Below are 14,353 nucleotides of genomic sequence, written 5' to 3' on the forward strand. Positions count from 1 at the left end.
GTCCGATGAGCCAGGCGGCACAGAACCTCAACTGGTTGATCACCAACTTCGTGGACAACACCCCCGGGGTGTCCCACACCGTCGTCGTGTCCGCCGACGGTCTCCTCCTGGCGATGTCGGAGGGCTTCCCGCGCGACCGCGCGGACCAGCTCGCGGCCGTCGCCTCCGGCCTGACGTCGCTGACGGCGGGCGCTTCCCGGATCTTCGAGGGCGGTGACGTCGCGCAAACGGTCGTGGAGATGGAACGAGGGTTCCTCTTCCTCATGTCCGTCTCGGACGGCTCGTCCCTGGCCGTACTCGCCCACCCCGAGTGCGACATCGGCCTCGTCGGCTACGAGATGGCGCTCCTGGTCGACCGCGCGGGCGCGGTCCTCACCCCCGACCTGCGAGCTGAGCTCCAAGGCAGTCTGCTCCACTGATCGGCCCCGGCACCACCCGTCTCACCACATCACCGTCCGGCTGCCACATACCCCACACAGGCCCCGTCAGACGGCTGCTGACCGACTTGCTGTCCCGCCCGGAGGACTCATGACCCCGCCCACCGCCTCTCATGATCCGTACGCGGAGCCGTACGAGGACGAGGGCGACCAGCCGCTGGTCCGGCCCTACGCCATGACCGGCGGCCGGACCCGGCCGCGCTACCAGCTGGCCATCGAGGCACTGATCAGTACGACCGCGGACCCCGCCGCGCTCATGGGACTGCTCCCGGAGCACCAGCGGATCTGCCACCTGTGCCGTGAGGTGAAGTCGGTGGCCGAGGTCTCGGCGCTGCTCAACATGCCGCTGGGGGTGGCCCGGATCCTGGTCGCGGACCTCGCCGAGGCCGGTCTCGTCGCGATCCACCAGCCGGGCGGCGACGACGCCACCGGCGCCCCGGACGTGACACTGCTCGAAAGGGTGCTCAGTGGACTTCGCAAGCTCTGACGCGGGGCGGTCCACCACCTCCGCGAAGATAGTGGTGGCGGGCGGCTTCGGCGTGGGCAAGACCACGTTCGTGGGTGCCGTCTCGGAGATCAACCCGCTGCGCACCGAGGCCGTGATGACCTCCGCCAGCGCGGGCATCGACGACCTGACCCACACCGGGGACAAGACCACCACCACGGTGGCCATGGACTTCGGCCGTATCACCCTGGACCAGGACTTGATCCTGTACCTCTTCGGTACGCCCGGTCAGGACCGCTTCTGGTTCATGTGGGACGACCTGGTGCGCGGCGCCATCGGCGCGGTGGTACTCGTGGACACCCGGCGCCTGGCCGACTGTTTCCCGGCCGTCGACTACTTCGAGAACTCGGGTCTGCCGTTCGTCGTCGCGCTCAACGGTTTCGACGGACAGCAGCCCTACCAGCCCGAAGAGGTGCGCGAGGCGCTGCAGATCGGACCCGACACCCCGATCATCACCACCGACGCCCGGCACCGGGCCGATGCGAAGAGTGCCCTGATCACGCTGGTCGAGCACGCTTTGATGGCACGGCTGAGGTAGCACCCAATCCTGAACCGCCATACGGCAGTTGTCGTAGATACACCGGAGCCGGCTGTGTCCTTTGACACGGTCGGCCAAGGTGTTCATAACGTTTCGGCAGAGGAATCGGGTGGTACGGCCACGCGTCGCGCACACCCGGTCTCGCTGCGCGCACAATCGCCCCGCCTTTTGGCGGGGCTCGCTCTTTATGACCGTTTTATCTGGGGCTTACATCACGTCGATTCCCCGCCCCGGACTGTTTGGAAGAGCGCAGGTCGTCGTGCTGGAATGCCTGAACTGCCCAATAGTCAATGACGTGACCGTCCGTCGCTGGCGTCTGGGCGCTGAACACTGCGGCACAACGTTGGTGCCGACCGCCGAGAGGTTGTTGGTCGAGTGAGGCGAAGCAAGAACAGTCCCGAGCCGTCGGCCCGGGGCAACTTCACCCCGCCGCCGCGCACAGCGGCGCCCGCCCCCGTGCCCGGTTCGGAACCGACGGCCGCGCCCGCCGAGAGCGGCGGCCGTCTCTCCCCGCGCAACTGGCGCGTGGCGACCAGGCTCAACGCGATCCTGCTCATACCCGTGCTGGTCGGCCTCGTCATGGGCGGCTTCCAGGTGAAGAGCTCGATCGACACCTGGCAGGAGGCCGAGGACGCGGAGAACACCGCGCGCCTGGTCCGCGCCTCGCTGCTCTACGCCAACGCCCTCTACATCGAACGTGACGCCTCGGCGGCGCCCCTGCTGAAGGGCAGCGCCCAGACCGCCCAGGACAAGGCGACCGTCACCCAGGTCCGCAAGGACACCGACGAGGCGTCCGACGCCTTCGACGCCGCGGCCCAGAACATGCCGGCCAAGCCCGGCCTGGAGCGCCGGCTGAAGCTGTTCCGCGAGGCGGAGCCCAAGCTGGCCACCCTGCGCCAGGTCGCCTACACCTCCAAGCTCAAGGGCGTCCAGACCGAAGAGGGCTACGTCGAGGTCGCCCACCCGCTGACGGAGTTCGCCAACGAGCTCGGCCTCGGCACCGGCAACATCACCAGCTACGGCCGGACCGTGTACGCCATCGAGCTCACCAAGGCGGCCCTGTCGCTGCAGCGCTCCATCGGCATGCACATCCTGGTGAAGCCGGGCCCGGACGACGGCAACCTGGCCAGCCAGCGCATCGCCCTCTCCTCGTACGCCTACCTCGAGCGCATCGCCGTGCAGGAGTACATCGGCGGCGGCACCGAGCAGGACGCGGCCAAGCTCAAGGCGGCCGAGGCCAAGATCAAGGCCGACGGTGCCGCGATGGCCCGGGAGGCCAAGGGCAAGAACCCGGACTACGTCCCGCCGCCGGCCAACCCGACGACGATGGTCTCGGCCGTGGCGACGCTGCAGAGCACGGACCCCAGTGCCCGTGCCGCCCTCGCCCAGCGGGGCATCACCGCCGAGAACTGGTGGGCGGTCAACACGCTCAAGTTCGACGCGTACGAGAAGATCGAGACAGACCTGGCCGACAAGGCCGTGAGCGAAGCGTCCGACATCGCCGACGACGCCCAGCGTGACGCCTACATCACCGGTGCCGCCGTCGTGGTCGCCCTGCTCCTGGCCTTCATCCTGGCCGGCGCGGTGGCCCGCCAGATGAGCCGCTCGATGCGCCAGCTGCGCAACGCCGCCTTCGGCATCGCCGAGCAGCGCCTGCCGATGCTGGTCGACCAGCTCTCCCGCACCGACCCCGGCCGCGTCGACACCCGCGTCCAGGCCATCCCGATCAGCACCACCGACGAGATCGGCGAGGTCGCCCGCGCCTTCGACCAGGTCCACCGCGAGGCCGTCCGGCTCGCCGCCGAGCAGGCCCTGCTGCGGGGCAACATCAACGCGATCTTCACCAACCTGTCGCGCCGCAACCAGTCGCTGATCGAGGGCCAGCTGACCCTGATCACCGACCTGGAGAACAACGAGGCCGACCCGGACCAGCTGGAGAACCTCTTCCGCCTGGACCACCTCGCGACCCGTATGCGCCGCAACGGCGAGAACCTCCTCGTCCTCGCCGGCGAGGAGCCCGGCCGCCGCTGGGACCAGCCGGTGCCGCTGGTCGACGTGCTGCGCGCCGCCTCCTCCGAGGTGGAGCAGTACGAGCGCATCGAGCTGTCCGGCGTCCCGGAGGCCGAGATCCACGGCCGTGCCGTGACCGACCTCGTGCACCTGCTCGCCGAGCTGCTGGAGAACGCGACGACGTTCTCCTCCCCGCAGACCAAGGTCCGCGTGACCGCCACCCGTCTCCCCGACGGCCGGGTCATGGTCGAGATCCACGACAAGGGCATCGGCCTCACCGCCGAGGACTTCGCGGACATCAACCACAAGCTGGCCAACCCGCCGACGGTGGACGCCGCGATCTCGCAGCGTATGGGCCTGTTCGTGGTCGGCCGGCTGTCCGACCGGCACGGCATCCGCGTGCAGCTGCGCCCCTCGGGCGAGCAGGCCGGCACGACCTCGCTGGTCATGCTGCCGGACGCGATCACCCACGGTGGTGGCGGCGAGCAGCACGTGGACCGCGACGAGTTCACCGTCTCGCAGATCATCCCGGAGCAGAACTTCGGCGGCGAGAACTTCGGCCAGCCCATGCGCACGGCCGCGGAGCTCGGCTTCGACGACAGCCGCTACTCCGACGTCCCCGACGACATACGCGAGCTGGACCCCGTCGGCCGCTCGCTGATGCGTGAGGAGCGCCGGGCGGCCCTGGAGACCCAGTCGAACGAGCAGCCCGCGCTGCCCGGGCAGAGCAACCAGGAGCCCACACAGGCGACCGGGTACCGCGACGAGTACAACGGGCAGCAGGGTTACGACGCCGGTCAGGCCTACGACACCGGCCAGAGCGGCTACCCGGAGCAGCAGCAGCCGTCGTCGTACGACCGTCAGGCGCCGTACGAGGAGCAGCAGCCGTCGTACGACGAGCAGCGGCACACGGCGTACGAGGAGCCGCAGCGCCCTGCGTACGACGAGCAGTACTACGCGCCGAACGGCGGTCTGCCGCAGAACGACACCTTCTCGCCGAACGGCGGCTATCCCGAGCCCTCCTATGCGGAGCCGGCTCAGGAGGAGCCCTCGGCGCCGGGTGCGGGCGGGCAGGGCGGTTTCGCCGCCTTCGAGCAGCGGCGTCACCAGGATGACTGGCCACAGCAGGACGGTTACCAGAACGGCTACCCGAGCCAGTACCCTTCTCAAGCCCCGGAAACGGAATCTGCGCAGGCCGCTGACGCAAGTGAGCGGGACCGCGTAGGCTTCGACCGTCCGGAATCGGGCCCCTCCGCCGCTCACACGATGACCGACGCCGGGCTTCCCCGTCGTGGATCGACCGCGAGCGGTGCGAACGGTACCGGTGGCGCACGGCAGGTGAGCCAGGAGCCGTCGGCCTCCGCCCCGGAGAACAACGGCGACGACTGGCGCTCGGCCAACGACGAGCGGTGGCAGCAGGCCTCGCAGCTCCGGAAGCCCAAGGCGGGCGGGGTCACCTCCTCCGGCCTGCCGAGGCGGGTGCCCAAGGCCAACCTGATCGAGGGTGCCGCCGAAAGCACCCACCAGGGAGGCCCACAGGTCTCCCGCGCCCCGGAGGACGTCCGGGGCAGGCTGAGCAACCTGCGTCGAGGCGTCCAGCGCGGACGCAGCGCAGGCAGTGAAACGAACGGCCAGGGCTTCGGTCCTGACAGCACCTACAACCAGGAGCGTTAGTGTGAGCCCGATGAGCCAGGCGGCACAGAACCTGAACTGGTTGATCACCAACTTCGTGGACAACACCCCGGGGGTGTCCCACACGGTGGTGGTCTCCGCCGACGGACTCCTTCTGGCGATGTCCGAAGGCTTCCCCCGTGACCGCGCCGACCAGCTCGCGGCCGTCGCCTCCGGTCTGACGTCGCTGACGGCGGGCGCTTCCCGGATCTTCGAGGGAGGCGCCGTGAACCAGACCGTTGTGGAGATGGAGCGGGGATTCCTCTTCATCATGTCCGTATCCGACGGTTCGTCGCTCGCCGTTCTCGCACATCCGGAGGCGGACATCGGTCTCATCGGGTACGAGATGGCGCTGCTGGTCGACCGAGCCGGTACGGTCCTGACACCGGACCTTCGTGCAGAGCTCCAGGGGAGCCTGCTCAACTAACAGACGGACGGTGCGTTTTGGCGTCCCGTGGCCGTAAGGTTTCGGGACGCGGCTCCACAGCGATGGGTGCCAGGCACAGTCGGAGGAGGAGAAAGTGGCAACACCCCCAGGCGGTTCGTCTTCGGGCAACTGGTCGTACGGTCCTGCCCAGGGCCAGGGCGACGGTGGTCAGAACCCGAACCGTTACAACTTCCCCTCCGCACCGAGCCACCGGCAGCCGTACGCGCCGCAGGGCCCCGGCCCGTCGCCGTACGACCAGCCGCCGGCCCCGCGTATCCAACCTGTGCAGCCGCAGCGCCGCAACCCCGAGCCGGCGCCCGGCGGAGCGTCGAACAACCACAATCCGCTGGTGCGTCCGTACGCCATGACCGGCGGCCGGACCCGCCCGCGCTACCAGCTCGCCATCGAGGCACTGGTGCACACCACTGCGCAGCCGCACCAGATGCAGGGCCAGTTGCCCGAGCATCAGCGGATCTGCAACCTCTGCCGGGAAATCAAGTCGGTCGCCGAGATCTCGGCGCTCCTCACGATCCCTCTCGGCGTGGCCAGGATCCTCGTCGCCGACTTGGCGGAGGCGGGACTGGTCGCCATCCATCAGCCCGGCGGCGACGAGAACGCCGGCGGCCAGCCAGACGTGACACTGCTCGAAAGGGTGCTCAGTGGACTTCGCAAGCTCTAGCGGAGGGCCTTCCCGCTCCACCACGTCCGCGAAGATCGTGGTGGCTGGCGGCTTCGGCGTGGGCAAGACCACGTTCGTGGGTGCCGTCTCGGAGATCAATCCGCTGCGCACGGAGGCCGTGATGACGTCCGCTTCGGCGGGCATCGACGACCTCACCCACACCGGGGACAAGACCACCACCACGGTGGCCATGGACTTCGGCCGTATCACCCTGGACCAGGACCTGATCCTGTACCTCTTCGGTACGCCCGGTCAGGACCGCTTCTGGTTCATGTGGGACGACCTGGTGCGCGGCGCCATCGGCGCGATCGTGCTGGTCGACACGAGGAGGCTCGCCGACTGCTTCCCCGCCGTCGACTACTTCGAGAACAGCGGCCTGCCGTTCGTCATCGCGCTGAACGGCTTCGACGGCCAGCAGCCGTACACGCCGGACGAGGTCCGGGAAGCCCTCCAGATCGGTCCCGACACCCCGATCATCACCACCGACGCCCGCCACCGGGCCGACGCGAAGTCGGCGCTGATCACGCTGGTGGAGCATGCGCTGATGGCACGGCTGCGGTAATCGCCGTCTCTGTCTTGCGGCCCTCGTTCCTCCTGTGGGAGGAGTGGGGGCCGCAGTGTTCTTGCTGGGAGGGGGCGCGGTGAGCGCGGAGGCGGCGGCGTTACGGCTGGGCACGACCGTGGCGAAGACGGCGGCCGACATCTGGCTGGGCGGCAGACGGCGACAGCAGGAACGGCACCTGTCGCTGACGGAGCTGGTGCGGGTACGGGTGCCCGGGCTGCGGCTGCAGCGGAGTGTGGAGCGGCAGTTCGGGCAGATCACCGACGCGGTGTTCGACCGGCTGGAGCCGTATCTGGAGCACGAGTTCCGGGGGCTGGACGAAGCCGGGCGGCAGGCCGTGATCGACGCGGTGTGCGACACGTTCGCGCGGGCGGACCTCTCGGACGAGGCCGTGTTCGCGGCGGACGCCAATCCGGCGGAGCTGATCCGCCGCATCACCGGGTCGGTTCCCGCCCCGGTGGGGCTGAGCGAGGCGGAGTCCCGGCTGTACGAGATGCTCTTCGCCGAGTGCGTCGAGTACTACGTGCGGATCGTGCGGAGCCTGCCCGTCTTCGAGGAACGGGCGGCGGCCGAGCTGCTGGCCCGGACGGCCACGCTGGGCGCCGAGGTGGCCCGGCTCCTGGAGCGGCTTCCGGACCGCTCCCTGCTCGCGCCGGACGGCACGGACCGGGACACCGCGTTCCGGCGCCGGTACCTGGAGCTGGTCAGCCGGGACCTGGACGAGGTGGAGTTGTTCCGGCGTACGTCGGACCGGGCGGCGGGGCCGCGGGTGCGGTTGTCGGTGGCGTACGTGAGCCTGCGGGCCACCGGGGACGACGGGACCCGGCGTCGCACCGTCCGCTCACTGTCGCGGCTGCGGCCCGACATGAGCGACTGGGAGGAGGCCGGGGGCGAGAGCTCCGGGATGCGGGTCGAGGCGGGGCTCAGCGGGGCCTCGCGGGTGCTGCTGCGCGGTGAGGCGGGTTCGGGCAAGACGACCTTGCTGCGCTGGCTGGCCGTGACGGCCGCGCGTGGTGCCTTCTCCGGGGAGCTGGCCGACTGGAACGGTCTGACGCCCGTCCTGGTCAAGCTGCGGGAGTACAGCGGCCGGACACCCCCGGCTCCCGACGCGATGCTCGACGGGGTCGCCGGGCCCATCACCGGCATCATGCCGAAGGGCTGGGTGGAGCGGCAGCTCGACTCCGGCCGGGCGCTGCTGCTGATCGACGGCGTGGACGAACTGCTCGAACGGGAGCGCCGAGCCGTCCGGGACTGGCTGCGCAAGCTCGTGGTGGCGTACGAAGGGGTCCGGGTGGTGGTCACCTCCCGCCCGGCGGCGGCCGGCGCGGACTGGCTGCGCGGGGAGCACTTCGCCGCGATGCACCTGGACCGTATGAGCCCGCCGGACCTGGCGGCGTTCGTACGGCAGTGGCACCAGGCGGTACGGGAACTGGGCGAGGACCTGCCCTGTCCCGTGGACGACCTCCCGCTGTACGAGCAGTCCCTGCTGACCAGTCTGAAGGACCGCCCGCACCTGCAGTCGCTGGCCGGTACTCCCCTGCTGGCAGCGATGCTCTGCGCCATGCACCTCAACCGGGGCCGTCAACTGCCGCGTGACCGTATGGAGTTGTACCGGAACGCGCTCCACACCCTGGTCCATGACCGGGATGCCGACCGGAACGTGCCGAGCGCGGTGGACAGCAAGCTGAGTCTCAGCGACAAGCTCGTCATCCTGCGCGACCTGGCCTGGCGGCTGTCGGACAACAACCGCAGCGAGATCTCCGTGGACCAGGCCGCCGTGCACGTCGGCAGGAAACTGCGGGCCATGCGGCACCTGGACGGCATGGAGGGCGGGCAGGTGCTGGACCAGTTGCGGCACCGGTCCGGCATCCTCCGCTCCCCCGCCGAGGCCCGGCTGGACTTCGTGCACCGCACGTTCCAGGAGTACCTCGCCTCGTCGGAGGCCGCCGAGGAGGACCGGATGGGCAACCTCGTCGAACGGGCGCATCTGGATCTGTGGCGGGAGACGGTCATCATGGCGGCGGGCCATGCGAACGCCCGCCAGCGCGAGGAACTGCTGGGCGGGATCCTCGACCGGGCCGACCGGGAACCCCGGCATGCGCGGACGTTGCGGCTGCTCGCCGCGTCCTGTCAGGAGACCTTGCCGGAGGTGTCCGACGGGCTGGCCGGGCGGTTGGACGAGGCGGTGTCGTGTCTCCTGCCCGCGCGCCGGCCGACGGATCCGCCCGCGTTGGCCGCTGTGGGGTCGAGCTTGCTGCGGAGGTTGCCGAGTTCTCTGGGGGAGCTGACGGAGAAGGCTGCCGCGCAGACGGTGCGGACGGTGGCGTTGATCGGTGGTGAGGAGGCCCTACTTCTTCTTGCGGGGTACGCGTTGGACACCCGGGAGGGGGTGGCGGACGCGCTCATCGACGCGTGGGGGTACTTCGATGCCGATGCCTACGCCGACGCCGTTCTGGCGGGGGTGTCCCTGAGCGGCCGGCAGGTCAAGCTGACGCACTCCGGGCAGCTGCGGGCAGTCGGCCGCCTGCCTGCCGTCGATGACCTGTGGATCAGCCACCCCGTCACGAACCTCACGGACTTCTCCGGACTGGGTCCGCTCAAGCAGCTCACGTTCACCGACCTCCGAGACGAGGTCGACCTGTCCAGGCTGGAAGCACTGACGTCGCTGACACACCTGAGGCTGCTCGGCGGTGCTCCGCTGAAGAACCTCGACGCCCTGGAGGCGCTCCCGGCGCTGGAGACCCTCTACCTCAGTTGCCTCGGACTGACCGACTCCCGCGAGCTGCGCCTGCCGACGCCCCTGAGATACCTGGGACTGCTGAGCATCGATGCCTCGCTCGATCTGGCGTGCCTCAGGCATGAGCAGATCATTTGGCTGGGACTGATGACGAAGGGCGTCTGCCTGCCCCAGGGTGTCGAAGCTCTGACCGGCTGGACCCACCTGACGTATCTGTACCTCATGCGCGTCGACGTGGCCGCCTGGCTGGAGACAGGCTTCTTCCCTCCTCCCTCGGTGAGGTTCGTCGACCTGGCGCACTGCGCCCTGCCCGGCAACCCGGCCGCCCTCGACATCCCCGGCGTGGACATCACGGTCGCGTGACCACACGCCGCGGCCCCGCCCTCCCGGAGGAGGACGGGGCCGTCAGGGCGTGAAAGGTCAGCGCCAGCTGTGCGGGGCCCTGAAGCCCGGCTCGCGCTCCAGGCGGCGCCAGCCTGCCTTGATGCGGCCGCGGTGGGCCGGGGTCGGGTCTGCGGGGCGGGCGGCGGCGCGGGCCAGGAGGATGGCCGTGATGGCGGCGACTTCCTCGGGCTCGGCATGGCCCTTCTCGACGCGGATATCAGCAGATTCCATGGGTGTCAGTCTCCGTGAGGAAGATGTCCGCAGGGTTACTGCGGCGGGTTGCCGTGCTTGCGGGACGGCAGGTCCGCGTGCTTGGTCTGGAGCATGGCGAGGGACTTGACGAGCACCTCGCGGGTCTCGGCGGGGTCGATGACGTCGTCGACCAGGCCGCGCTCGGCCGCGTAGTAGGGGTGCATCAGCTCGGACTTGTACTCCTTGACCATGCGGGCCCGCATGGCCTCGGGGTCCTCGGCCTCGGCGATCTGGCGGCGGAAGATGACGTTGGCCGCACCCTCCGCACCCATGACGGCGATCTCGTTCGTCGGCCAGGCGTACGTGAGGTCGGCACCGATGGACTGGCTGTCCATGACGATGTACGCACCTCCGTAGGCCTTGCGCAGGATCAGCGAGATCCTCGGGACGGTCGCGTTGCAGTAGGCGTAGAGGAGCTTCGCGCCGTGGCGGATGATGCCACCGTGCTCCTGGTCGACGCCCGGGAGGAAGCCGGGGACGTCCAGAAGAGTGATGATCGGGATGTTGAACGCATCGCACATCTGAACGAAACGGGCCGCCTTCTCGGAGGCCTCGATGTCCAGAACACCGGCGAGCGCCTGCGGCTGGTTGGCGACGATGCCGACGACCTGGCCGTCCATCCGGCCCAGCGCGCAGATGATGTTGCGGGCCCAGCGCTCGTGGACCTCCAGGTAGTCGCCGTCGTCGACGATCTCCTCGATGACCTTGGCCATGTCGTACGGCCGGTTGCCGTCCGCCGGGACCAGGTCCAGGAGGACGTCCGAGCGGCGGTCGGCCGCGTCCGAGGACTCCGTGCGGGGCGGGTTCTCGCGGTTGTTCTGCGGGAGCAGGGAGAGGAGGTAGCGAACCTCGGCGATGCAGGTCTCTTCGTCGTCGTAGGCGAAGTGGCAGACACCGGACGTCTCGGCGTGGACGTCCGCGCCACCCAGGCCGTTCTGCGTGATCTCCTCGCCGGTGACCGCCTTGACGACGTCGGGTCCGGTGATGAACATCTGCGAGGTCTCGCGGACCATGAAGACGAAGTCGGTGAGGGCGGGGCTGTAGGCCGCGCCGCCCGCGCACGGGCCGAGCATCACCGAGATCTGCGGGATCACGCCCGAGGCCTTGGTGTTGCGCTGGAAGATGCCGCCGTAGCCGGCGAGCGCCGAGACGCCCTCCTGGATGCGGGCGCCGGCGCCGTCGTTCAGCGACACCAGTGGGGCACCGGCCGCGATGGCCATGTCCATGATCTTGTGGATCTTCGTGGCGTGGGCCTCGCCCAGAGCGCCGCCGAAGACGCGGAAGTCGTGCGCGTAGACGAAGACCGTGCGGCCCTCCACCGTGCCCCAGCCGGTGATCACACCGTCGGTGTACGGCTTCTTGGCCTCCAGGCCGAAGCCCGTGGCCCGGTGCCGGCGCAACTGCTCGACCTCGCGGAAGGACTCCGGGTCGAGGAGGAGTTCGATGCGCTCCCGCGCGGTCAGCTTGCCCTTGGCGTGCTGCGCCTCGGTCGCCTTCTCGCTCGGTCCGGCCATCGCCTGCGCACGGATCTCGTGCAGTTCGGCCACGCGTCCGCGCGCGTCGGTCGGCTCACCCGGCGCCTCATCCAAAACGGTCATGTAGTGACCTTACGAAGCCAACCAAGGAATGCGGGCCGTCGACTCCTCACAGTGTCCAGCGCGTTTTCCTGGTACCACTGAACAGAACCATGGCCGGGTGCAGCCTTTCCGACTGCTCAGAGGGCGTGCGGCTTGTAGGGGTCGCACAAAGCCCTCAGACGAGAGTCACCTCACAGATATGTGTGGCGCATACCGTCCCCGGAGTGACGCGCACGCGCATCCGGCGGCCTGTGGAGAGCACCTCGACCGTGTCGTCCGCGCGGTCGACCCGGCGGACCGGGCGGTCCCAGGTGATCTCCAGGGGCACTCCGGTGCGGGGCGGTTCGCTCACGCAGAGGGTAGCGGTACGGCCCCGGCGGACGATCAGCACGCTCGCGGCGGCGGAGACGGTGAGCCGGCCCGCCGTGCCGGACCGCCAGAAGTTCGCGGCCGTGCAGCCGAGGGAGGGCACGGCGACCGCCTGGCGGCCGGGGTCGTTGGCGAGCACCGACAGCCAGTGGCGGTCGGCGGCCCGGCGTGCGACCGCGTGGCGGGACGCCCCGGGCATGAGGACGTAGGCGTACGTGGCGTCCTCGGGGTCGGTGCCGTGGTCGAGCCAGAGGGTCTGCCAGCGGCGGGTGCGCCGCTCCGGCGTGCTGCCGGTGTTGATGTCGGACCAGGCGCCGGTGCGGTCCTCGCGCAGCGCCTTCGGCTCACGGCCGAGCAGGACCCAGCCGCCGTGGCCCTCCAGGTGGGCCCAGTTCGGGCCCTTGACGAAGCGTTGGGTGCCGGATGCGCCGAGGTTGCGGTTGTCGACGACCGTCTCGACCGGGACGCCGTCGGCGCAGGTGATCCCGGCGCCCAGGCAGATCACCGCGTCCGCGACGCAGAACCAGGACTTGCGGGCTTCGAGGCTGGAGCCGAGGCCCTTGAGGTGCTGGCCGAGGGCGGCGTAGGTGCCGTCGGTGGTGCCGCCGACCCAGCGCGCGTCGGGCCGGGCGGTGCCCCACTCGCCGCCTTCGCGGTCGGCGAGCCGCTTGGTGGAGACGGTGGTGCCGGGCAGCCGGTACCAGTCGACGGTGGGCCAGAACCAGTCCGTGTACTGGTCGCCGGCGTCCCCGGCCCACCAGCTGACCATGCCCGCCCCGGTGTGCCAGCCGCGGGGGTTCTCGCCGTTGCCGCACTCGTAGTGGGCGATGCGGTCGCTGGCCATGGCGATGTTCACCGTGAAACCGGGTCCGCGGTGGACGGCACGGTCCATGGCGGCGAAGAGGTGGTGCCCGGTGGGTTCGGGCGCGGCCGGGGCGGGCGAGTCGGCGATGGTGTGCAGCCGGGCCAGGTCGGCGACACCGAACTGGGGCGCCGTCAGGATCGGGGTCACGGTGTCCCGTTCGATCCAGCCCTTGACGCGGGCGTGCCAGCGCTCGCGTTCCGCCGGGCTCGCGCCGGCCGCGAGCAGGGCGATGGCGGCGATGAGCCGGTGGCCGTGGTAGTGGTCGCCGCGCAGGATCCCGCGGTCGTCGGTGGTGAGGTAACCGCGGCTGATGGCCCGGCCGTTGACGCTGTCCATGACCAGCCCGTCGTGGAGGAGCGGCACGTAGGCGCGCTCGACGCTGTCGAGGACGATCTGCCGGTTCGGGTCGGTGACCTCCCAGTCGGATCCGGCGAGCAGGGCGAAGAGCCGGCCGAGGCCGTCGAGCATGACCTGGCCGTACGTGCCCGAGTAGGCGACCCAGGTGTGCTGGACGAAGGAGCCGTCGGCGTAGAGGCCGTCGCCCCGGGTGACGTACGGGAAGACCGGGGAGAGCGCGTCCCGGGCGAGGGCGATCTTGGCCGGGTCGCGGCCGAGGATGCCGCGCAGGGCGACGGAGCGGCACAGGTCGACGCGGTTGGCGCCGGTGGAGGTGCCGCTGTAGTCGCCGAGGGCGGAGTCGGGGACGAAGTGGTCGACGGCGGCGCAGGCGGCGCCGACGCGGGCCTCCCCCAGCTCCTCGTACAGGACGGCCGTGATGTCGGTGAGCAGGCGGGGGCTGCCGATCTGCCACTCCCACCAGTTGCCGTAGCGGGTGGTGGAGGGGTGGTAGACGGTGGCGGAGAGGTGGTCGAGGCCGCGCAGGATGCCGGCGAGGAGGCCGGGGTCGGCGGTCGAGCCGGTGCCCTGCTGGACGTAGGCCTGGGTCATGGTCCACAGGCGGCCGTAGCTGAGGGTGATGCCGGCCGGCGGGTCGAAGGGGTGGCCGGGCCAGAGGGAGTCCGCCGCCGGGGCCATGCTCGCGCGCAGGTCGCGGGCGAGGGCGCCGGTCTCGGCGAGCCGGGCGGCGTAGGGCTCGGCCGTCGGGTCGTAGCCGCTGCCGAGGGAGATGCCGAGCCAGCGGCGGCGGAGGGTGTCGTAGGGGTCGCCCGGCGCGTCGGCGGCCCGGCCCGCGGGCGTCGCGCCCCCGGTCGCCGCGAGGGCCGCGGCCGCCAGCAGCAGGGCGCGGCGGCTGGGCCGGAGCAGGGCGGCGGCCCCGGCCGTACGGCGGGAGAAGACGCGGCGCTGGGGAGTCATGCCCATGCCCTACCACGGCGGGGCGG

The 14,353-nt window shown here is 70.4% G+C and carries 11 protein-coding genes; 8 read left to right on the forward strand and 3 right to left on the reverse strand.

The window, feature by feature from the left end:
- Positions 1-5: 5 nt before the first annotated feature.
- The 8 genes from G3I77_RS24725 (at position 6) to G3I77_RS24760 (ending at position 9,929) form a co-directional block, all read left to right on the forward strand.
- On the forward strand, positions 6-419 hold the full coding sequence (locus G3I77_RS24725; protein WP_005479910.1) for a roadblock/LC7 domain-containing protein: 414 nt from the start codon (positions 6-8) through the stop codon (positions 417-419).
- Between the two features lie 109 nt (positions 420-528).
- Positions 529-924 (forward strand): DUF742 domain-containing protein, encoded by a 396-nt coding sequence (locus tag G3I77_RS24730; protein WP_030851927.1) that lies wholly within the window; start codon positions 529-531, stop codon positions 922-924.
- Positions 905-1,480, forward strand: a complete 576-nt coding sequence (locus tag G3I77_RS24735; RefSeq protein WP_104781463.1) for an ATP/GTP-binding protein — start codon at positions 905-907, stop codon at positions 1,478-1,480. Before G3I77_RS24730 ends, G3I77_RS24735 begins: the two co-directional genes overlap by 20 nt.
- 375 nt (positions 1,481-1,855) lie before the next feature.
- Positions 1,856-5,164 (forward strand): nitrate- and nitrite sensing domain-containing protein, encoded by a 3,309-nt coding sequence (locus G3I77_RS24740; protein WP_248507230.1) that lies wholly within the window; start codon positions 1,856-1,858, stop codon positions 5,162-5,164.
- 10 nt (positions 5,165-5,174) lie between these two features.
- Entirely contained in the window at positions 5,175-5,588 is a 414-nt protein-coding gene (locus tag G3I77_RS24745) for a roadblock/LC7 domain-containing protein (protein WP_003993185.1), read from the forward strand.
- Positions 5,589-5,682: 94 nt separating this feature from the next.
- On the forward strand, positions 5,683-6,267 hold the full coding sequence (locus G3I77_RS24750) for a DUF742 domain-containing protein (protein ID WP_107459349.1): 585 nt from the start codon (positions 5,683-5,685) through the stop codon (positions 6,265-6,267).
- Positions 6,248-6,829: an ATP/GTP-binding protein gene (locus G3I77_RS24755; RefSeq protein WP_014675207.1), complete on the forward strand. Its 582-nt coding sequence runs from the start codon at positions 6,248-6,250 to the stop codon at positions 6,827-6,829. The genes G3I77_RS24750 and G3I77_RS24755 overlap by 20 nt, the downstream gene beginning before the upstream one ends.
- Positions 6,830-6,908: 79 nt before the next feature.
- Complete coding sequence (locus tag G3I77_RS24760; RefSeq protein ID WP_248507363.1) at positions 6,909-9,929, forward strand: NACHT domain-containing NTPase; 3,021 nt, start codon at positions 6,909-6,911, stop codon at positions 9,927-9,929.
- A 57-nt stretch (positions 9,930-9,986) separates the two neighbouring features.
- Here the strand turns inward: G3I77_RS24760 and G3I77_RS24765 are convergent, their stop codons facing one another.
- The 3 genes from G3I77_RS24765 to G3I77_RS24775 form a co-directional block, all read right to left on the reverse strand.
- Positions 9,987-10,181 carry an acyl-CoA carboxylase subunit epsilon gene (locus G3I77_RS24765; protein WP_248507231.1) on the reverse strand — a complete coding sequence of 65 codons (195 nt, stop codon included), beginning with the start codon at positions 10,179-10,181 and terminating at the stop codon, positions 9,987-9,989.
- Positions 10,182-10,216: 35 nt separating this feature from the next.
- Entirely contained in the window at positions 10,217-11,800 is a 1,584-nt protein-coding gene (locus G3I77_RS24770; RefSeq protein WP_248507232.1) for an acyl-CoA carboxylase subunit beta, read from the reverse strand.
- A gap of 154 nt (positions 11,801-11,954) precedes the next feature.
- Positions 11,955-14,327 carry a polysaccharide lyase family 8 super-sandwich domain-containing protein gene (locus tag G3I77_RS24775; RefSeq protein ID WP_248507234.1) on the reverse strand — a complete coding sequence of 791 codons (2,373 nt, stop codon included), beginning with the start codon at positions 14,325-14,327 and terminating at the stop codon, positions 11,955-11,957.
- Between the last annotated feature and the right edge of the window lie 26 nt (positions 14,328-14,353).

Origin of the sequence: Streptomyces sp. D2-8 (assembly GCF_023184515.1) — a bacterium.
Lineage (GTDB): Bacteria > Actinomycetota > Actinomycetes > Streptomycetales > Streptomycetaceae > Streptomyces.